Source organism: Paenibacillus sp. BC26, assembly GCF_900116125.1.
Taxonomy (GTDB): Bacteria; Bacillota; Bacilli; order Paenibacillales; family Paenibacillaceae; genus Paenibacillus_Z; species Paenibacillus_Z lignilyticus.
Window position 1 is genome coordinate 477531 of the sequence record NZ_FPAD01000004.1, and the last position, 20852, is coordinate 498382.

Below are 20852 nucleotides of genomic sequence, written 5' to 3' on the forward strand. Positions count from 1 at the left end.
TTAGAGTGAGATGCTGCTGATTTACTTTTGCAATGACATCGTCAATCGGCTACATGCTGACTTCTATTCCATTGTGCTACCTTCCACCCTCCCCAGCAAATTAGCTGCAAACAACAAAGGCGACCCATCCGGGACGCCTTTTTCGCTCTATATCACCTCAACCGCGAAATAATACTTAGCTTGCCCTTGGTCCAGGAACCACTCGCAGTGGATGTGATAAAGGTATATCCCTTTCGCGGTGGGTACGTTGTATGAGTCACCGTTAAAATCTTTATTTGTATTCGTCAGCGTGAACTCTTTAATCCCCTGCGGCGGGACTTGTTCGATTAATGCACCGCCTTTGACGACGACGGGTTCCACTTCCGGAATGGATGCATCCACACTTGTGCAGGTCGCTGAATCTCCAGCGGATGAGCCGCACCACGAGTAGGCGCTCAATTTTACAGGTATCGCTTCCCCATCAATCACAATCTTCGGCAATGGAGGTTTATCCCCTTTGATCCATCTTGAAGCGATTGCTTCTTGGACTATAACCTCTGCTGCCTTGTTCTGCTTCGAGCCCAGAAGGAATCCTTCATAGAATGCACACCCCAGCGCAATCAGCGCAATCAAAATCATACTGGTCCTAGTTCTATTCAATCGAGCTCCCCCTTCACTTCAACAGACGATTACCCTGAGCTGAAGGTTGCATTTCGCCCAGACGCTCACCCTGCGCAGAAGGTTGCATACCGACCGCTTTCGCTGAACGCAAAAAGAACCCGACCGCCGGCCGGGTTCCTTCCATGTTCGTATTAGTTTACTTTCTCGACTTTGAAAACAAACTTCCATTTTGCCGTATTCCCGGAGTAGCGCCCGCGATTCTCAACAATGGAGACCGTCAGCGTCTTCGTGATTGCTTTGGTAATGGAAGAAACCTTAATTGAAGCAGCAGCTTCACCATTATCCGGATACTTATCCTGTTCCTGCGCTTCGGCCACTATCTTAACGGTATCCGTCGGCTTCAAGCTCAGCGTTGTCGATTGACCTTCCCCGAGTTCCTTACCGTTAACGGAGCCACCTGACCACCATTCATTCCCCACATGATTGTTCTCGACTAAAGATGCACTAACGAATGTCACTTTAATCTTCGTTGTTTTAGCGGCTGCGAACAGCGGTTGAACCGTAAAGAGAGCGAGAATCAAGAAAGCGATTAGTCCCTGGATTAGCTTCTTATTCAAAGCACATCTTCCTCTTTTCTAGGATATATAAGAACTCCCTAAAAATAGCATGTCAGTAAATTTCATACTATGTAATCCTATTACAACAAACAGGAAAACCCAGCCATTAATCAGCTGGGTTCTCCCTACGTTCATGCCGCAAAAACCATTGGTACAGCTCCGTATTCCGGTACGTTTCGCTCATGATCGAATGCTTCAGCCTCGGGTAGCTCGTGAAGGCAATATTGCCGCCGATCGCTTGGAGCGCCTGCACCATATCGCGCGAACCGCTAACCGGCACGACATCGTCGTCTTCGCCGTGGAAGGCCCAGATCGGGACGTCCTTCAGCAAGGCAGCAGCCTCGGGCTGGTACCAGCCGGAGAGCGGAGCCACCGCCGCGAAGCGCTCGGGATAACGTGCCGCCAGATCCCATGCGCCGTTGCCGCCCATGCTAAACCCGGTTAAATAAATGCGCCGCTCGTCGATCCGGCAGCTCGCAACGAGATGATCGATCATCGCCATCACGCCGTCGCGCTCGATCGGCCAGAACGAATGCGTTCCGCACTGCGGGGCCGCAACGACGAATTTGAAGATGCCGCGGCTCTCCGCAATCGCCGGCAGCCCATATCCATCGAGCGCGCTCAGGTCCTCGCCGCGACGATTAATGCCATGAAGAAACACGATCAGCGGCCAGTCCTTCTCCTCTTGCTCGTCATAAGCCGAGGGCAGAAAGAGCTGATAGCCGATTGAGATCGGTTTCCTGATTTCGGTCTGCAAGCGTTGCTTATACAAGGCCATTCGCAGCGTCCTCCCGCCAATTAACTTGGTAAAATAATACAACCGCAACGACAGAAAGACAACAATAAAATAGGACACCCGCACGGGTGCCCTGATCCAAATTAAGATGAGACCGGATAATTCACTTGAAATTGCGCGCCTTCCACCCATTCGCCTCGTTCGAAATCCCTTCCGATCACGAGTACACGGTCGGCATACACCTCGACATAATATCCCTGGCTGCCGTCCTTATGCTCATCCTCATCCGTCCATAGGTACGCAGTCGAAGCGGCATTAAACATGGCCGGCAGCTGCCCGCCTCCGTCGAAGAAAGTATGCGGCGCATCCAGCTCCCAGTGCGTGTGGCCGGTGAACATGATCGCTTGGCGATGCTTGGCCAGCACCGCCTTGAGCTCCGCGTCCTGCGTGACGCCGTACCAGTGCTGTGCTTCCAGCGAGCCTGCCACAGTATCCTTCAGCGGCTGATGCAAGAATACAAACACCGGCTTATCCGGTGAAGCCTCTTCCCCAAGCTTCTGATCCAGCCAAGCAAGCTGCGTCTCCGATAAGGTACAGAACAGACCGATCCCCTCTTCCGTACCGAGGAAGATAAAGTGATATCCATCGATCCAATGGTCATGATACATGCCGGTCATGCCGGTTTGGCCTAAGAAGAGCTCCATGTGGTGCCGCCATTCATCGCCAATATCATGATTGCCGCTCGTCACATACAGCTTCGGAAGAGATTCTTTGCTCGCATTCCAAATCCGGTAAAATTCCTCATACTCCTCGATAAATCCGTTATCCGTCAAATCCCCTGCATGCATGATGCCGCAGCTGCCTTCGCCATTGGCCGCAATATCGGCCAGCACACGCTCCAAATTTCGATTATGCTCATGCGCCGGATCATTGTTAATATGCGTGTCCGTAATGACTTGGAAGGAGAGCAAAGGCTGCTCCAACCGCTCTTGGTTTCGTTTCGTTTCCATATACGTTTAAGATCCCCCCTATATAAATCGGTTTCAATGCCCCTTACTACTCATCTGCAATCCGATAACGCCAACAAGGATCAAACCAATCCATAAGAAAGAGATCGGCGGCAGTTTCTCGTTGAAAATAAAATACCCGGCAATCGTAATCAGCACGATTCCGACGCCCGACCAAACGGCATATACAACGCTAACCTGCAAATAACCAAGCGCGTAATTAATTAACGTAAAACTTGCTGCATAGCAGACAAACATAACGATGGAAGGAATCAGCTTCGTGAAGCTTTCGGATAATTTCATCGAAATCGTACCGGTCAGCTCGAAGGCGATCGCAATCGCTAATAGGATCCAACCCACGGTGCTCTCACCTTTCATCATAGCTGTTTACGCAGTTCCAGTTCAGACATAGTGAAGATGATGGCATCCGCATCGGGCAGTTTCGCCAAGGATTCAACGCCGGCGTCAGCCGCAATACCGATGGCAACTGCCGCTCCGGCCAATTTGGCCATCTTCATATCGCCGTTGGTATCCCCAATGACAGCCACCCGCGAAGGAGAGAGCGACAGCCTCGAACAGGCCAGCTCCACCATATCCGGAAACGGCTTGCCCCGTTCCATCTGATCCGTACCGATACAGGTTGCAAAATAAGACGTGAGCCCCAGCCACTCCAATTGCTTGACGGCAGCGTCTGTCTCATCTGCGGTTACGACGGCGAGCGTAAGTCCATTCCCGCGGCATTGCTCCAGGAACGGAATGACGCCGGGAAGCGCTTTAGCTGCTCGCGCCGCGTTAAGCTGCTCATCCGCAAACTGACGGCACTGCTCCACTGCGAGCTTCGCCTCGGCCCAGGACATACCGGCCAGATAACCTTGCCAGGCGAGCACGGCAACCAGATCATCAATCGTGCCCATGGCAAGCGGACCATTGCGATCGTAGTCGATGATTTCCCCGTTCGGAGCATGGCGCGTCCCCCACAGGGTTGCGATATCCGGCTGCATCGGCGGCAATTGCTTTGCCTCAAGCTGGTTAGCGAAAGCTTCCAGCATATGCTCGCTCCATTTGCCCCAAGTGAAGATGAAATCGATCAGTGTTCCGTCTTTATCAAATAAAATAGCATCAATCGGATAACTAACACCTGCTGCTATCAAATGATTCAAGTCGTCCTCTCCCTTCTTTATCACTATACTCATATCATGCACTGTCATCAATTCATTTTTGTTCAAAAAATATTTATTTTTTATGGAATATCAGCGTTTTACCTTAATACTTAACATAAATTCAATAATTATTGAACAAAATGAGGGAGGTTATTTCGTTTCCCCTATCGGTTTGGTATAATTTCACGGAACCCTTGTACATTCGGAGGCGGAGGCGGAGAACGTGAAGAAAGTCACTTCGGGGAAACTGAAAGAACCGGTGTCGCCGCGCGAGCAGTTTCGCATGAAGGTCATTGATGCCATTGCCAAAACGATGGACTTGTACGGCGTTAATTATTCCTTCGGACAGCTCTACGGCATTATGCTCTTCGAGGATCGGCCAATGACGCAAGAAGAGATGCAAGCCAGCATGAATATGAGCAAGAGCAACATGAGCTATGCCGTTCGTGCTTTAATCGATTCCAAAATGATGGTCAAGCTGGAAGAGAAGGCTGACCGTAAAGAGCTCTATGAAGTCGAAACGGATTTCTTCAAAGCCTTTCAGCAGTTCTTCGCAGCGAAGCTGCAACGGGAAATCGACGTCATGCGCAGCGCTATCGACGAAGTGTTCCCTTCCTTATCGGAGATGATCCTCGAGCTTGACACCTCGGAGGAAGAGCGGATGTTATGCCTGAAGGACCTCCATAAATTAAAGCATGCCGTCCGTTACTATGAATGGCTCCAACAGTTCGTCCATCAGCTGGAGAGCGGACAATTCTTTCAAGGATACACAACCGAATAACACGCACATGCAAAAGAACCTCCAAACCCACTGCTGCAGTGGCATTGAAGGTTCTTTTTTTGATGGATACGATCAGCTTTCACGATCCGGTTCCATCTTCTGCTTAAATGCGGGCAAATCCATCTCCCCCGAGATAAACAGCCGTTTGAGCAGATATGGATTTTGCAATGAGGTAGTCATGCCGTCATCGAACGTAAACGCGTAATCGTACCCGCTGTCCTTCACGATCTTTACGGTCTCAAAGCTTCGCAATCCATACGGATACGCAATAACATGAACCGGTTTGGACAAATGCTTCTCAAGCTGTGCCTTGGAACCTGCGATCTCGTCCATTTGCCCTTTCGTCGTGTGGAGAGGCAAATACGGATGTGTCCGCGTATGCGACATCAAGTCCCAGCCCTTGCCGCTTAGCTGATCAACCTCGCTCCAATTCATATAGTCGGGCCCGCCAACCCAGTTGGTAACCAGAAACTCCACGGCGACATAGCCAAATTTGTTCAAGATCGGATACGCATTCGTATAGTTATCCTTATAGCCGTCATCGAACGTGATCAGCACGTTTCGTCCGTCGTTTGGCAATTTTCCTTTCATTAACAGCTCAAACTGACTCAGATTGATGCTCCGATAGCCTTGTTCGTGCAGCCACCGCATCTGTTCCTCGAGGTGAGCCGGACTGACCACATACTCTCCCGTTTTCTTATCCGTAATCGAATGATAGCAGAGCACCGGAATTTGAACCTCCGACTCGCTGCCGGAGGCAAAAACAACGGTTGCTTTCTTAAAGGTAAGCAGCTGATTCACGCCAATGGTAAAGGACATGATGGCAAAAATAAAACCAACGCCAATAATAAGCAGTTTTCGACTCTTATGTCTGTTCACTAGGATCCTTCTCCCGATATTTCAGATTAGCCACATACTATTTATAACTAAACCATACTAAATATCACTAATTATAAAATAGAGATTCAAATCGGTAGTCTACTATGTTACGATACATCACATAGATGATTTCATAGACGATGAATGGAGTGTTCTTATTTTATGATGAAAGGCACTGCGAAAATAATGCTGAGCATCGCCCTGCCCATGGCTCTGCTTGCCGCAACGGCACAACCTGCGATCGCGGCTTCGAAGAAAACGGAGCTGCTTGTTTCCGCTGCCGCAAGCTTGAAAGACAGCCTCGCTGAGATCGAGAAAGGTTATGAAGCCAGCCATCCTACGATTGACTTGGTGTTTAACCTTGGTTCGTCCGGTACGCTGCAGAAGCAAATCGAGCAAGGCGCTCCGGCTGACTTGTTCCTCTCCGCAGGCCAGAAGCAAATGGATGCACTGAGCGATGCGAAGCTGATCGACCGCAGCTCGCTGCTGCTGAAGAATGAGCTCGTTATGGTAGTTCCGACCGATAGCAAGAAAGCATTTACTACCGTTAAACAATTAGCGGATAAAGATATTGAAACGATCGCGATCGGTCAACCGGAGTCCGTTCCGGCCGGCCAATATGCGAAAGAAACGTTAACTACTCGCAAAGCATGGGATTCCCTGCAATCCAAACTCGTTTACGCCAAGGATGTTCGCCAAGTGCTGACTTACGTAGAGACCGGGAATGTTGATGCCGGTTTCGTATACAAGACAGATGCGCTCACTTCCAAGAAAGTAAAAGTGGCTCTTCGTATTATTCCGGGCGTCCATAAGCCGATTCTTTATCCGGCCGGTATCGTGAAAGATACGAAGCATCTGAAAGAAGCCGCTGCGTTCTATGCGTATTTACAAGGCAGCAAAGCTGATGCTATATTCGTCAAATACGGTTTTATGCTGCCCTAAGTCAGGATGATGAACAATGGATTGGCCAACCTTTTTTGAGCCCATATCGCTTTCCATCCAAGTATCGCTGATCGCCAGCGTCATCATGCTGGTGTTATCCGTCTTCATTGCTTGGCGGATGGCCCGCATGCGTTTCTTCGGCAAGAGCATCGTCGATGCGATTCTGATGCTTCCGCTAGTGCTGCCGCCAACGGTCATCGGCTTCATCCTGCTCGTAATCTTCGGACGGAGAAGCTGGCCCGGCAAGCTCTACGAGAAGCTGTTCGGCGGTCCGATTATTTTCACATGGGAAGCCGCGGTCATCGCTGCCGTGGTTGTTGCGTTTCCGCTAGCTTATCGTACAATGAAAGCCGGCTTCGAGGGAATAGACCGCTCACTGGAAAATTCGGCAAGGGTGTACGGCGCGTCCGAGTGGCAGGTCTTTCGCTACATTACGCTTCCGCTTGCGTTTCGTTCCGTGACGACCGGCTATATTCTGGGCTTCGCGCGCGGGCTCGGCGAATTCGGAGCCACCCTCATGATTGCCGGGAATATTCCGGGCAGAACGCAGACCATTCCTACCGCCATCTATGTTGCGATGGACGGAGGCAGTATGCGCATGGCATGGGCATGGGCCGGCTCCATGGTGGTGCTCTCCTTTATCATGCTCCTGATCGTTAACCGATTAACGAAAGAGGATTACTGATTCAAGAATCCCCTTGGCCTAGCGTGCATCGCGGGTGAAGGGGATTTTTGGCATAGCAAGAAGCCCCTCAGGCGTACGCATGTTACACGCGCCGCGAGGGGCTTCTTCTTCTTCGCTTCAAAGTCACATATCGAGCAGGACTCGTCCGCTCTCCCGCAAATCATAGCCGCGGATGCTCCGCAGTTCATTCTGATAAGCATCGGATTGCAGAATCTGCACGACGGCTTCAATCCACCGCAGATTATCCGGCCGTTTCAGCATGACCAGATCGTAGCGCTCCTGTAAGAGCGGCACGAAATCGACGCCTCCGACGATATTCGCTGCCTGCTGGATGCCAATACCGACATCGGCTTCTCCAGAGGCGATTTTGCCGGCTATCGCCAGATGGCTGTGCTCTTCATCATGATAGCCATCAAGCTGCTGCGCGGAAATCCGGTGCAGCCTGAGCTGTTCATCGAGCAGTACGCGCGCGCCTGAGCCCTGCTCGCGATTGACGATGCGAAGCCCCGGCTGGCTCAAATCCGCCCAAGTCAGCATCTGTTTCGGATTCCCCTGCTTTACAAAGAAACCCGCCGTACGAGCGAGTAAGTGCACAACAACGACCGGCTTGCCGACAAGCAGCTTCCGAATATAGGGCAAATTATAAGTGCCTGTGTCGCCATCGAGCAAATGGGTGCTCACGATGTCCGATTCGCCTTTGTACATGGAGATCAAGCTGTCCATACTGCCGACGAATGAACGAAGCGGCCGGAAGCCGGGCACTTGCTTCTCGATGTGCTTGCTCAGCAAATCCAGGCTGATATCATGGCCGGTGATGACAAGCGAGCGTTCTGAAGCTGCATGGGGTATTGGCACGTTCGGCAGCTGGGCGGTCGAAGACGACGTAATCCCCTGCTGCTGCGAGGCTCCTTGACCGGGCGCAGCCGCTCCTTTTGCCCGATGCTTATACACGTCGAGAGCGGAAGCCTCCACGCGGATCTGCTTCCCTACTCGGTAAGAAGGGAGCTCCCCTTTCTTGATGAGATCGTAGACGGTGAGCTTGGATATTTTGAGCAGCTTGGCTATTTCTTCGGTCGTATAAGACGTATCGCTGGACATAGACACCTCTGGTCATTTGTACTGTTCGCTCAATTATGACAGCCATTTCTTGTTGTTTCAACATGAATAGAAGGTGTATGATGGTTAAACACTTAGAACCAGAGGGATTTACACACCATGAAAATCAGAGATTGGGATTCAAATTTAAAAATCCGCCTCGGCGGAGAAGCTGCTTTTAACGTTATTTTCTGGACCTTCTTTCCGTTCCTCTCCATCTATTTCACCCGCGAGTTCGGCAAAGGCTGGACCGGGATTCTCCTCGTTGTGTCGCAGTTATTATCCGTATTTGCGAATTTACTCGGCGGCTACTGTGCGGACCGTTTCGGACGCAAGCGCATGATGGTGTTCGCCGCCTATGGACAAGCAGTCGGTTATGGATTATTCGCCGCGGCCGCATCCCCTTGGCTGTCGATGCCGATTCTCGGCTTCACCGGCTTTACGATGGCGAGCTTCTTCGGCGCCTTATACTGGCCGGCCAGTCAAGCGATGGTGGCCGATGTGGTCGAGGAGAAAGATCAGGCGAGCGTCTTCGCTATCTTCTATACGGCAGCCAATATGGCTGTCGTTGTCGGCCCCCTGCTCGGATCGATCCTCTATGAAGACAATCCTTATACCGTGCTGGTTATAGCGGCCATTATCTGCATGCTGCTCGCGCTCTTCATGAACTACCGCCTGCAGGAGACGCTGCCGGAGAAACTTGCCGAACGCAAACGCTCCAATGCCGGTGATCCGTGGTACCGCTCCGTCACTGTACAGCTGCGGGACTACAAGGTTATCGCGACTGATCGTGTCTTCTTGCTCTTCACCATTGCCGGCGTGCTGCTCTCGCAAACGTTCATGCAGCTGGACCTCTTGTTTCCGGTCTTCTTGAAGGAAACCATTCAGCAAGCAACGATCTTCTCGTTTAAGGACTGGCATCTGGAAGTGACCGGCCAGCAACTGTTTGGCCTGATCGTATCGGAGAACGGACTGCTCGTTGCTCTCTTCACCGTACTGGTGACCAAATGGATTGTCGGCTTCCGCGATCGCTATATCTTTATCGGGGGCGCGTTGCTCTATGCCGTTGGCATTCAGATGTTCGGCCTCATGTCCACCTTCTGGGGGTTCACGCTCGCAATTGCCATCTTCACCTTGGCTGAGCTGATGTCGGCAGGACCGCAGCAAGCATTTATCGCAAGGCTCGCGCCGGAAGAGATGCGAGGACAATATTTTGCCGCCGCCAGCTTGCGCTACACGCTCGGACGGACGCTCTCGCCGCTCACCATTCCGCTGACCAGCTGGATTGGCTTTACGTGGACGTTTACGCTATTGGCCGTTCTTGCCGCGCTCTCTGCGTTGATCTACAACAGGATGTTCAACTTATTCGATAAGCAGTCGGCTTAAGCAGTGCAGTCCAACTCTAACGGTTGAAACAGTGGCTATTCAGCCTAAATTCGCCCTTTTTTATTTTCTAACGGTTGCCAGCGAGTCTATTTGAACGATTTCCACTAGAAATCGATCCATTTGCTGCAAATAAGCTCTATCACAACCGTTACATTTTCAAAAAGGTTGATTTTTTTGCATGAAATAGCCGCGCCGACAACCGTTAGATTTTATCCGCCAGCTCTATAAGTGCAAACAAAAAAGCCTTACCAGCCTTGGCGGTTCGCACCTCCAGGCTAGGTAAGGTTTTTTCAGCTTTCAGTTGCGCTATTCTCCTCGGCCCATATAGAACAGCTCTTCCATCACGCACCAAAGCCTCTCCGCTTCCGGTTTATCCGTCCACGGCTCAAAATGCGGCTCCATCGCCACGCCCCAATCCGGCGGCGTCTCTTTTGTTGAAAGCAGCCCCTTGCGAGGTGGCTCCACAATCGCCGGAAGCTCCTGATAAGAGAAGATATATTCGCCTAAGCTGCCGATTATATAGTACTTGTTGAACAGCCTCGGTTTCTCCTCCTGCAGCTGATAATGCAAGAACACGTAGCTGGCGTATTGGTCCGGCTTCAGCCTCGACAGACTGCCGACCCGCTGCGTTGGCCGGTAGTCCGGATGCCGCCATGGCACGTCGGGCTGCGGAAGATCGTCGTGAAAAATATCGTTCATCCGCAGCTCCAAGCTGCCTCCGGCTCCGCCGATACTCGGCCACGTTTCCAGCAACGCTGACAGTTTCTCGTCCGCAGCCCATAAGCGGACGCGTTCGACTTGACTGCCGGCACTGTCGCCATTGCCGCCTTGCAGCTGCTCCAAGTACGTGAAGAGATAACGCCCTTCGCGGAACACGCTGCAGGTTTCCACGCCTTGCTGTTTCAAGCGCTTCTTCAATGCAGCATCCGCGCCTGCCAGCTCGGTCAGGAATGCTTCCTCCATGCCCGGTTTAATGGCGGATATCCAGATGATCCGTTCGATTTCATTAGACATGTTATTCACTCCAAGGCTCCTGGTAGGAAGGATCATTTACGAAACGAGTCATGCCAAGCTCAAGCGTCGTATGGCTGCCCGGCTCAATCGTCACTTGCAACCATTTGTCGTTGACCTCCGCAGTCGCTGTTGCCGATTGCGGATTAAACAATCCGCTCGGCAGCTTCTCCATCGTCGTGGATGCGCTCAGCTGGCTGCCATCGTTCACAGCGGCTCCAAATACCGTGTACGTCACATCCGTGAACTGATGCTCGCCGAATGCGCCTGCTTGCAAGATGACGCTGCGGGACTCCGTCGGGTGAAGATTGACCAGCTTCACCGTCGTCCGATCCGCTTCCAGCTTCTCGACAAGCGCCGCCACATCGGCAGGCAAACCCGGCCGTTTGGCATCTGCATCGTAATAGCGAAGCCTCGCCTGCAGCAGACCGCCGTTATACAGCGGAGACGGCGCACCGAGCGTAAGCTGCAGCAAACCTTCGAGCGTCACGGTATTGCGAATTTGCAAGTAATCATCCCGGTAACCCGCCGGATCTTCCGTATCTGTGCGCATGAAGCTGAGGCGCTGATAAATTTGAGTCAAATTATAGTTCAAGATTTCTTCCGGATAGCTCGGATATTCCCCTTCCAGATAGGAAACCCAGCAATAATCATGTCCGGCTTGGTCCTTGTTCCGGAAATAACGAATTTGATTGTAATCCGGTTTCGCATAATTGCGCAGCGACTTGAGCAGCGTATGATCGGCTTCTTCCATCGACATGTACCAGAGATGCGTCGGATAGAACGGCTCGATGGTGGTGAACTCGAAGGCGTGATCCTTCCATGTCACCGTCTTCCCATCGTCATCAAGAATAATATTCGAGGTTGTGTATTCATACCAACCCGGATCGCCGAATTTATTAGGCAAATAGCGGGTGCCATCCTCCCCGACGATCGCCTTATCGTTCATGATGGTGAGCTGCGAGCGCAGAAACTCCATATAGGCAGGATCGCGTTCCAGGAGGAGCGCGTTTTGCGCTGCAACGCCAACGCCTTGGCCAATGCTTACCCAGCCATGCGGCCAAGTCCAGCCATACCAGCCGCCGTACCACTTGCCGCCGTTATGCTCCCCGATGATTCCGTTCAAGCCGACATTGTCCGGAATCAGACCGCCGTTCTGCTTCGCTCTGTCGATCCAAGCGTCCACGTATTCTTTTACCCACGCTTTGTACTTCGGATCGCCCGTATGCAAGTACGCATTCGTCACCATACTGGTGGCCAGCAAATTCAGCGGAATATCGCCGCGCGAGGCACGTTCGACAATCGCCTTGCCCATCGCCATTGCACCCTCGTCATGCTTCAGATCATCCAACGTAGTTACGCCGGGCACGTCTTGGAAATGAAGCCCGTAATGCCTCATCCAATCGATATAATACCAGCCGCTAAAATGAGTCTTGAAATTGCGGTCCGTCGCGCCTTTGCTGCCGGAATGCGGATATGGAATGATGCGGTGCTCCGGGTCATAGTTGATCGCTTCCGGGTCTTCGTTGAGGAAGAGTCCGGCAAACCGCTTCGCGCGCTCTTTGATAACCGGATCATTCGGATCCATTAACCCCATATGGTAAAACATCGTGTATCCTTCGCCTTGGTGAAACCAGTCATAGCCCTGCTCATATTCCTTCTCGACCATTTTGTGGCCGGTACCGGAATCGTAACGCGCGAATTGCGCCGTAATCGCGTCGAATTCCTTCTTAGATAACGTCTTGAACTTCTCATGACCGCCCAAGATATAGAACAACGGCCAATTGAAAAAGCTCTCGTACATGTCGTCCAACGCATCGATGCCGGTATGGGTATCGGTCGTTGGCCACAGAATCGTGCCGTCAGGACGGATATAGCGTTCCAATAACGGCTCTACCGCGTCGTTCATCAGATTGATGAGCTGGCGCTCCAGCAACGCCCACTTCGGCGGCTCATAGAAAGCAAGATTAGCCTGCAGTTTAAGCATAGCCATTCTCCTTCTTCCAGTTCTCGAATTCAATCCTCGCTTCTGCGTTTGGCGGGTAATGCGTGTGCAGGGACGCGCCTTCGTCCAGCTTCATCTTGATCCAGCGCTCTTCCAGCTCATCATGCGCTCTGGCAATCTTCACGATATCCTCCACGCATTGCGGCGGAATGGCAACAGCCCCATCGCGGTCTACCAGGATAATATCGCCCGGCACAACGGACACCCCGCCGCAGCGAATCGGTTCATTGAAACCGACGGACATCAGCGACCGCGGAATCGCGCCGCCGTGAACGCCTCTGGCCAGCACGGGGAAATTCACTGCTTTTACCCGCTGCAAATCGCGAATGCAACCATCCACAATGATGGCTTGACCACCTAGGTAACGAAGACGACGCGTGAAAATATCGCCGATAACGCCGGTTTCCATATGGCTGCCGGTATCGATAACGAGAATATCATTCTGTGTAATTGACTCCAACGCAACCCGGTGCGGCGATTCCGGCAATGTATCATACTGCTGCTTCACGAGGTCCTCGCGCAGTGGAACGAAACGCAAGGTTACCGCGCGGCCTACCGCGCTCTCCTGACCTTCGGGAAAGCTTAATGGCATTATCCCTTGCATATAAGCGTTGCGATACCCCATCTCAACAAGGGTATGGGAAGCCGTGCTTACGCTGACAAGCTTCAATTCCTCCAACAATTCATCGCTGATCGTATGGGTGTTTTTCACAATATAGGTCATGGTCGTAAACGCTCCTTTAGATGGTTAATTAGTTGCGGATTAGGCAAATAAGGACGGGCTGTCTGCGAACAGACGCATCACTCGGCCGTGATCCTCCGGCGCCAAGCCTTGGCCGTCACAATAGGAGATATTGGCGCGCAGCGAGCGGCTCGAAGCGGTGCCGGTCAGCGTGACATGGATATCGGGATTTTGCAGACTGAATCGCATCCCCGGTTCAACCAGCCCTTTGGGCTCCGTGCGTCGCAGGAATGCTAAACTCTCCATGCGCCTGGCTGCTTCGCTGGTCAGTTCTTCATTCAGAAACTTCGCAGGCGCATCCGCCAGCAGTCCCATGCCCAGCACACTGCCGTTAATAACCGCAATGTTCTTGGCTTTGGCGAGCGGAATGATCTCTTTGGCAGCGGAATAATCAAGCAGCATATAACGGGCGTAGAACTGAATGGAATCGAACACATCGGTCTCCATATAGCGTTTCAGCAAATCCAGGTTGCGCGTCGTGACGCCGAGGAAACGAATTTTGCCTTCCTCCCGCAGCTTCTGCATCGCCGGAATGGCTTCGTTGATAATGACGTCATACGGTTTCTTCTCCACATCATGGAGCTGAAGCAGATCGATATAATCCGTCTGTAAGCGCTTTAGACTTTCTTCGACGGAGTTCATAATGCCCGCGTAATCGTAATCCTTATCGAAGCGCGCCGCTTTCGTGGCGAGTACAATCTTCTCGCGTCTCCCGCCGACAAGCGCCCGGCCGAATCGTTCTTCCGATAATCCGCCTCCGTATAACGGAGCCGTATCGATGAAATTAATGCCCAGATCCAGCGATTCATGAATGACGCGCTCGATTTCCGCTTCATCCACATCCTTGAAATCGCCTCCGATCGGCGCCCCTCCAAGGCCAAGCTTGGATACCTTCAATCCCGTTCGCCCAAATGTCGTATACTCCATGCCTCAGCGTCCTTCCACTTAAGAAGTATGATGATTTTGTTATTCCGTCTTCCATAAACTCAATATATACTATTATTATCGTGAATCGGATACCTGCTTTTTGCGATTTACATACCAACTTTTTGCGGAGCTGATGAAGATGTACGAGGCTCACTTTTTAGCCAAACCTGATTTCAACCGTTTCCCTACCTACCCGATTGGCGTCGGACATATCTTCGATGAGCCGAACCATTTCGTGAACGGCATGCGTTATGCAGAGAATTACTACAATATCCACTTTGTCGTGCGAGGCAGCGGGTGGCTGCGGACGAGTGTCGGCTCCGTTGAGCTGAAGCCCGGGATGGGATTCGTCTATGCCGAGGATCAGTATCAGCATTTCGGAACCAACGCGGATGATCCGTGGGAAGTATGGTGGATTTACTTGAGCGGGGAAGGGATCCGGGATTTGATCGGCGATAAGCGGATCGGCGATGTCTGGGCTTTCTCGTTTGAAGAAAATACGCGGCTAATCGCGCTTATGGAGGAGCTCTGGGAAGCAGCAGGCAAGAACGACATGGCCTGCGTGCCTCGGTATGCAGCTTTATCGTATGAGATCCTGCTCGAAATTCTGCTTAACACCGTGGACTTGAACGCGCCAAGCGAGCCCGGCCTGGTGCATGCCATCAGGCGCGCCGCCGAGTTCATGCGCATGAACTGCGCCAAGGATTTGCCGCTGCAGAAGCTGGCCGATCAATGCGGAATAAGCCCGGCTTATTTCAGCCGGACGTTCCATATGCAGATGGGTATGCCACCGCTAACGTATTTGAATATGCAGCGCATCGAGCTGTCGAAGCAGATGCTGATCACAACGTCCAAGCCCGTGAAGCAAATCGCCCTTGAAGCAGGCTTCTCGAAGCCAAGCTACTACATCGAGCGCTTCCGACTCGCCGAAGGCGTCACGCCATCGGTATTCCGCGACCGCTACATGCGCCCGGAGGCGCTGCCTTAATGCGCCTGGTAAAGTCGTCGATTTTAGTGCATGTGTTGCTCCCTGAGCTACACTTAGGCAGTTAGTTGGCGATCTCTGCTCATATGTGGCTTCTAGAGCTACACTTCTACTGTTAACTAGCGTTTTCTGCTCATGTGTGGCTCCCAGAGCTACACTTCTACTGCTAACTGGCTTTTTCTGCTCATGTGTGGCTCCCAGAGCTACACTTCTACTGCTAACTGGCTTTTTCTACTCATGTGTGGCTCCTGGGGCTACACTTCGGCAGTTAGTCCGCGTTTTTTTCTCATGTGGTGCTCTCAGAGCTACACTTGCGCATTTAGTTGGCTTTTTCTGCTCATGTGTGGCTCCCAGAGCTACACTTCTACTGCTAACTGGCTTTTTCTGCTCATGTGTTTCTTCTAGAGCTACACTTAGGCAGTTAGTCCGCGTTTTTTTCTCATGTGGTGCTCTCAGAGCTACACTTGCGCATTTAGTTGGCGATTTCTGCGAATGTGTTGCTCCTAGAGCGACACTTGCGCAGTTAGTTGGCGATTTCTGCGAATGTGTGGCTCCAGGAGCAACTCAAGCTTGAGGCAAAATCGCTGGAGCACCTGCTCCGGATCCAACCGTTGCCCCTTATTGCAACATTGGCCCTGGTCGTATGCAGCTAACGAATCGTAGAGGTCTTATTTTGGCGAAAATAGCCCTAAATAAAATTAACGAATCGTATAAACCTTATTTTGGGAAATTGGAGTAGGAATGGGCGTTTTTATACCAAATAAGACCGCTACGATTCGTTAGAATTTCTAACCCGCCCATTTGGCCCGAATAAGCCCTCTAGGATTCGTTAGAGCCACACCATCCGATCGGAAATGGGAAAGGCGGCCCCCCAGAGGGGATGCTGCGCACTATTCTGAATCACTTCCTCGCCCCCCTCCCTTAAACGCAAAAAAACCGTCCCCAAAGGCACAAAGTGCAATTTGGGGACGGTTTTTCATCGCTCTCTATAATCTAAGCCTAAGCCTGCGGCACGATCTGATAAACAGCCGCTCCAGCTCCTGCTCCCACTGCTGCCTCACCGTCACCATCGAGAATCGTCCAGCCATGCGACAACACCTCATCCAGACGCGCCTTCTCAGCCGGCGTCAGCGTAGCGATCACCGCTTCGCGACCTTCCTCCAGCACAAGCTCAGGCTCCTGAGCGAATGCAATGGCAATCCAGCTGCGAATCCCGCGAATGGTATTATACTTGATCTGGTAGCCGGAGCGTACCGCCGCTTCGAACGTTGCCGGTTCTTTGGCAGCGAAAGCCGCCAGCTCCTCATAGTTAAACTCATAGATGCTGGTGTCATCCTTCGGCAGGTCGCCTTGCTGCGTACGGCGAATCAGCTCCTCGTCCGACCAGCCCAGTACACGCAGCGACTCGATCAGCATCGCATCCCATTGGGACAACTTCACCCGTTCCGTTCCTTCTGCTGCCATCATGTTTTCCTCCCTGCTCTATGCTCGATCCATCATCAATCCTACTCCAACGCCACAAAATGTCCCGGGCTAACTTCCCGCAACTCCGGCACAACCGCTCCGGCATCCTTCGTCCAGATCACTCGCTCGCTAACCGCGCGCGGGTCCGGTACCGGAATCGAAGAAAGCAGTGCCTTCGTATAAGGATGCAGCGGATTCTCGTACAGCTCCTCGCTTGACGCCACTTCCACCAAACGGCCGCCGTACATCACGCCGATCCGGTCCGAAATATGCCGTACCATCGACAAGTCATGCGCAATGAAGAGATAAGTTAAACCAAACTCCTGCTGCAAATCCTCCAGCATGTTAATGACTTGTGCCTGAACAGATACGTCCAATGCCGAGATCGGCTCGTCACATACGACAAAATCCGGCCGCACCGACAACGCCCTCGCAATCGAGATCCGCTGGCGCTGACCGCCGCTGAACTCGTGGGGATAACGAAGCAGATGCTCCCGCTTCAATCCAACCCGCTCGAGCAGCGCAGCCACGGCATCCTTACGCTCCGCACCGCGATGCAGCCCGTGAATATCCATAGGTTCCCCAATTAACTCCAGCACGTTCATGCCGGGATTAAGCGAGGAATACGGATCCTGGAAAATCGATTGGATACGGCGGCGGAACGGCTTTAACTGCCGCTCGCCAAGCGATGACAGCTCATGGCCGTCAAAATGAACCTCGCCCGCCGTATAGTCATAAAGCCGAAGCAAGCACCGGCCGACGGTCGACTTGCCGCTGCCGGACTCGCCGACAAGGCCGAACGTTTCCCCGCGTTTGATGCCGAAACTGACACCGTCTACGGCCTTCAGCACCTCGGTCGGTCTCCCCCATACATCCGTACTCTTGGTGAAATGCTTCTTGAGTCCCCGCACTTCGACAAGCAAATCATCGCGCCGTTCACTCATGGTTGCCGCCCTCCTTCTCAACCGTTAACCAGCACAGCGAACGATGCCCCGGCGACACCTCAGTGACCGGCGGCAGCGCTGCGCACTTGGACATGGCATGCGGACAGCGCTCCATGAACGGGCAGCCCGGCGGCGGGTCCAATAGATTCGGCGGCGTGCCGTCGATCGGGACCAGCCTTTCCTTGGAGCCTTTGTCCGGCTTCGGCAAGGAACGAAGCAATCCTTGCGTATAAGGATGCTGCGGATTGTAGAAGATTTGCTCTACCGGCCCTTCCTCCATCACCATGCCGCCGTACATGACGACAACGCGGCTGCACACCTGCGCCACTACGCCCAAATCATGCGTAATGAGCGCGACTGCCGTCTGGGAGCGCTCCTTCAGCTCCTTGAGCAGATCCAGAATTTGCGCTTGGATCGTCACGTCGAGCGCCGTCGTCGGCTCATCGGCAATGAGCAGCTCCGGCTGGCAGGACAGCGCCATCGCAATCATAACCCGCTGGCGCATACCGCCGCTGAACTCATGCGGGTATTGGCGCACGCGCCGCTCCGGCTCCGTAATGCCGACCTGCCGCAGCATTTCGATCGCCTCGGCGGTCGCCGCCTTCGGCTTCAAGCCGCGATGCCGCTGGATAACCTCCGCCATCTGATCGCCGATCCGCTGCACGGGATTGAGCGCCGTCATCGGGTCCTGGAACACCATCGCGATCCGATTGCCGCGCAGCTTGCGCCATTCTTTATCCGTTAGCTTGGCGATCGACTTCCCGTCAAACGTGATATCCCCTTGAAGCACCTTGCCCGGCGGCGGAATAAGTCCCATCAACGCCTTCGCCGTTACGCTCTTGCCGCTGCCGGATTCGCCGACGATTCCGACAGTCTCCCCTGCATCAATATGAAAGCTGACGCCGCGGACAGCTTGATTCTCCCCTTCGCGGGTGAAGAAAGAAACCTTAAGGTCCGTGGCGGTCAGTAACCGTTTTGTCATCTGTGACTCACTCCCTTGTGCCTGCTGTTCACCGGTTATCTCCGAGTGAGCTTCGGTTCAAATCCGACGCGCAAAATATCGCCCAGCACGTTGAAGCTAAGAACCGTCAGTAGTATGAATAGTCCTGGAAACACCGCCAAGTAAGGCGCTTGCGCGATATAACCCTGTGCATTGTTGAGCATGCTGCCCCATGTCGCGCTGGGCGGCTGCACCCCAAAGCCGAGAAAGCTCAGGGACGACTCCATCATGATGGCATTGCCGATCGTATTCGTCGCGCCTACGATAATGACGGGCATCAGGTTCGGCAGAATATGCCGAATAATAATGCCGATGGCGCTCTGTCCCGAAGCTTTGGCATACAGAACGAATTCGCGCTCTTTCACCGTCATCGTCTCCGCCCTAATGATCCGCGCGATATTCATCCACATTAATAAAGCAATAATAAGGATGATGCTGCCGACATTCGGCTTCAAGAAAATGCTGAGCAAGAGCAGAACTAAGAATGAAGGAATCGACATGATCACCTCTACGCCCCGCATCAGGACATTATCCAGCTTGCCGCCGAAGTAGCCGCTAATCACCCCGATGGTGACGCCGATCCCCGTTGCCAAGATCATGGACGCGAAACCAACCATCAGCGATACGCGACCGCCGAACAGCGCCCTTGTAAAATAATCGCGACCGAAGTCATCCGTCCCGAACCAGTGGGCCGAGCTCGGCTTCTTCAACCGCTCCAAGACATTCAATTGATTGGGATCCTGCGAGGATAGAAACGCCAGAATGGCGCCAATCGTCAGCACCGCCAAAATGGCGACGGCCGCGATCCCAAATTTATTCGACAGTAGCTCGATTCTAACATTGCGCCATTTGGTGCGATTCATGAAGTCACCTCGTCTGTTTGATTCTCGGATCGGCAATGCCGTACAGCAGATCCGCGGCCAAATTCCCCAGTATCAGCATCACGGATGAGAACAGCGTTATGCCCATAATAACGGGATAATCCATTCCCCTCGCGGCTGTCATGCCCAGTGATCCGATACCCGGCCAGGAAAATATCGTTTCCGTCACAATAGCGCCCGCTACCAAATCTGCCATGGACAGCCCAAGCAGCGTAATGACAGGCAGCAGCACATGCTTCATGACATGGCGATATAGAATCTTCATTCGAGTGGAACCGAATGCAAATTGAATTTGCACATAGTCTTCTTTTAATTGACCAATCGTACTCGAACGGATGTAGCGTACATAACCGGGCATGAATCCAAACGCCAACACGAGACAAGGCAGAATGCCATGCTTGAAAACATCCCAAGCAGAGTTCGTACCGATTGTCCGCATTCCCATGCTGGGCAGCCAGTGCAGCTTAACCGCGAAGAAATAGATAAACAAAATAGCAAGCCAAAACAGCGGCACGGAAATACCGATATAAGAGAGGAAATTAATCAGCTTGTCCACCCATTTGTTGCGGTATGCGCCTGCAAGCAGCCCAAGCGGGATCGAAAGCAATACCGCCAATCCAATCGCGGCACCCATCAGCCCCGCTGTTGCAGGCAGACGATCCAAGATTTGCTCCGTCACAGGCTGATGATTAATGAGGGAATAACCCAAATTGCCTGTAAGGCAGGATTTCAGCCATTCCCAATACTGCACAATCGCAGGCTGATCAAGCCCCATATTGTGCCGAATCCGCTCAATATCGTCAGCATGCATGGCGGGTGTAACAAAGGAAAGCACCGGATCGCCCGGAGCCATCTTAATCATAGCAAAGCAGACAACCGAGACGAAGAAGAGCATCGGGATGGTCTGCAATAATCGTTTGGCGATGAGCTGTCTCATGCTGGATTCTCCTTGCTTTCAAGTAGCAAAAAATAAGCTGGAACGATCCAGCTTATTTTTTGAACGTT

The 20852-nt window shown here is 52.5% G+C and carries 22 protein-coding genes; 5 read left to right on the forward strand and 17 right to left on the reverse strand.

The annotated features are described in order from the left end of the window. Positions 1-147: 147 nt before the first annotated feature. The 6 genes from BM412_RS25600 to BM412_RS25625 form a co-directional block, all read right to left on the reverse strand. The gene (locus BM412_RS25600) at positions 148-639 is read right to left on the reverse strand and encodes a hypothetical protein (RefSeq protein ID WP_143111703.1); all 492 of its coding nucleotides are present in this window, start codon (positions 637-639) and stop codon (positions 148-150) included. A gap of 152 nt (positions 640-791) precedes the next feature. Beyond that, positions 792-1217 carry a hypothetical protein gene (locus BM412_RS25605; protein WP_218163185.1) on the reverse strand — a complete coding sequence of 142 codons (426 nt, stop codon included), beginning with the start codon at positions 1215-1217 and terminating at the stop codon, positions 792-794. A gap of 106 nt (positions 1218-1323) precedes the next feature. Continuing rightward, on the reverse strand, positions 1324-1989 hold the full coding sequence (locus BM412_RS25610) for a carboxylesterase family protein (RefSeq protein WP_177246088.1): 666 nt from the start codon (positions 1987-1989) through the stop codon (positions 1324-1326). 107 nt (positions 1990-2096) lie between these two features. Further along, complete coding sequence (locus BM412_RS25615; RefSeq protein ID WP_091224532.1) at positions 2097-2963, reverse strand: metallophosphoesterase family protein; 867 nt, start codon at positions 2961-2963, stop codon at positions 2097-2099. A gap of 33 nt (positions 2964-2996) precedes the next feature. Further along, entirely contained in the window at positions 2997-3338 is a 342-nt protein-coding gene (locus BM412_RS25620; RefSeq protein ID WP_091224647.1) for a DMT family transporter, read from the reverse strand. Further along, on the reverse strand, positions 3338-4153 hold the full coding sequence (locus BM412_RS25625; RefSeq protein WP_177246089.1) for an HAD family hydrolase: 816 nt from the start codon (positions 4151-4153) through the stop codon (positions 3338-3340). The genes BM412_RS25620 and BM412_RS25625 overlap by 1 nt, the downstream gene beginning before the upstream one ends. 190 nt (positions 4154-4343) lie before the next feature. Between BM412_RS25625 and BM412_RS25630 the strand changes: the two genes are divergently transcribed. Then, positions 4344-4901, forward strand: coding sequence for a GbsR/MarR family transcriptional regulator (locus tag BM412_RS25630; RefSeq protein WP_091224534.1), 558 nt, complete (start codon positions 4344-4346; stop codon positions 4899-4901). A 72-nt stretch (positions 4902-4973) separates the two neighbouring features. On the opposite strand, the gene BM412_RS25635 is transcribed toward BM412_RS25630, so the two are convergent. Further along, positions 4974-5780: a polysaccharide deacetylase family protein gene (locus tag BM412_RS25635; RefSeq protein WP_091224535.1), complete on the reverse strand. Its 807-nt coding sequence runs from the start codon at positions 5778-5780 to the stop codon at positions 4974-4976. Positions 5781-5942: 162 nt separating this feature from the next. On the opposite strand from BM412_RS25635, the gene modA reads away from it, so the two are divergent. Further along, positions 5943-6722, forward strand: a complete 780-nt coding sequence (modA, locus tag BM412_RS25640; protein ID WP_091224536.1) for a molybdate ABC transporter substrate-binding protein — start codon at positions 5943-5945, stop codon at positions 6720-6722. A gap of 16 nt (positions 6723-6738) precedes the next feature. Beyond that, a complete protein-coding gene (modB, locus tag BM412_RS25645; protein WP_091224537.1) occupies positions 6739-7407 on the forward strand; it encodes a molybdate ABC transporter permease subunit in 669 nt (222 codons plus the stop codon). 123 nt (positions 7408-7530) lie between these two features. On the opposite strand, the gene BM412_RS25650 is transcribed toward modB, so the two are convergent. Beyond that, positions 7531-8505, reverse strand: coding sequence for a substrate-binding domain-containing protein (locus BM412_RS25650; RefSeq protein ID WP_091224538.1), 975 nt, complete (start codon positions 8503-8505; stop codon positions 7531-7533). A 117-nt stretch (positions 8506-8622) separates the two neighbouring features. Here BM412_RS25650 and BM412_RS25655 point away from each other — a divergent pair, with 117 nt between their 5' ends. Further along, the gene (locus BM412_RS25655) at positions 8623-9888 is read left to right on the forward strand and encodes an MDR family MFS transporter (RefSeq protein WP_091224539.1); all 1266 of its coding nucleotides are present in this window, start codon (positions 8623-8625) and stop codon (positions 9886-9888) included. 306 nt (positions 9889-10194) lie between these two features. Here BM412_RS25655 and BM412_RS25660 read toward each other — a convergent pair whose 3' ends face one another. The 4 genes from BM412_RS25660 to BM412_RS25675 are packed head-to-tail and all read right to left on the reverse strand — an operon-like array spanning position 10195 to position 14573. After that, the gene (locus tag BM412_RS25660; protein WP_091224540.1) at positions 10195-10902 is read right to left on the reverse strand and encodes a hypothetical protein; all 708 of its coding nucleotides are present in this window, start codon (positions 10900-10902) and stop codon (positions 10195-10197) included. 1 nt (position 10903) lies between these two features. Continuing rightward, positions 10904-12892 (reverse strand): DUF8034 domain-containing protein, encoded by a 1989-nt coding sequence (locus BM412_RS25665; RefSeq protein WP_218163186.1) that lies wholly within the window; start codon positions 12890-12892, stop codon positions 10904-10906. Continuing rightward, positions 12879-13628, reverse strand: a complete 750-nt coding sequence (locus BM412_RS25670) for an RraA family protein (protein ID WP_091224542.1) — start codon at positions 13626-13628, stop codon at positions 12879-12881. The genes BM412_RS25665 and BM412_RS25670 overlap by 14 nt, the downstream gene beginning before the upstream one ends. A 39-nt stretch (positions 13629-13667) precedes the next feature. Continuing rightward, a complete protein-coding gene (locus BM412_RS25675; protein WP_091224543.1) occupies positions 13668-14573 on the reverse strand; it encodes an aldo/keto reductase in 906 nt (301 codons plus the stop codon). A gap of 139 nt (positions 14574-14712) precedes the next feature. On the opposite strand from BM412_RS25675, the gene BM412_RS25680 reads away from it, so the two are divergent. Next, complete coding sequence (locus BM412_RS25680) at positions 14713-15561, forward strand: helix-turn-helix transcriptional regulator (protein WP_177246090.1); 849 nt, start codon at positions 14713-14715, stop codon at positions 15559-15561. 996 nt (positions 15562-16557) lie between these two features. Here BM412_RS25680 and BM412_RS25685 read toward each other — a convergent pair. Genes BM412_RS25685 through BM412_RS25705 form a run of 5 tightly spaced genes read right to left on the reverse strand, consistent with a single transcriptional unit; the run spans position 16558 to position 20784 of the window. Then, on the reverse strand, positions 16558-17022 hold the full coding sequence (locus tag BM412_RS25685; protein WP_091224545.1) for a hypothetical protein: 465 nt from the start codon (positions 17020-17022) through the stop codon (positions 16558-16560). A gap of 41 nt (positions 17023-17063) precedes the next feature. Further along, the gene (locus BM412_RS25690; protein WP_091224546.1) at positions 17064-17966 is read right to left on the reverse strand and encodes an ABC transporter ATP-binding protein; all 903 of its coding nucleotides are present in this window, start codon (positions 17964-17966) and stop codon (positions 17064-17066) included. Beyond that, complete coding sequence (locus tag BM412_RS25695) at positions 17959-18948, reverse strand: ABC transporter ATP-binding protein (RefSeq protein ID WP_091224547.1); 990 nt, start codon at positions 18946-18948, stop codon at positions 17959-17961. Before BM412_RS25695 ends, BM412_RS25690 begins: the two co-directional genes overlap by 8 nt. Before the next feature lie 35 nt (positions 18949-18983). Next, positions 18984-19829 (reverse strand): ABC transporter permease, encoded by an 846-nt coding sequence (locus tag BM412_RS25700; protein WP_091224548.1) that lies wholly within the window; start codon positions 19827-19829, stop codon positions 18984-18986. 4 nt (positions 19830-19833) lie between these two features. Then, entirely contained in the window at positions 19834-20784 is a 951-nt protein-coding gene (locus BM412_RS25705) for an ABC transporter permease (protein ID WP_091224549.1), read from the reverse strand. Between the last annotated feature and the right edge of the window lie 68 nt (positions 20785-20852).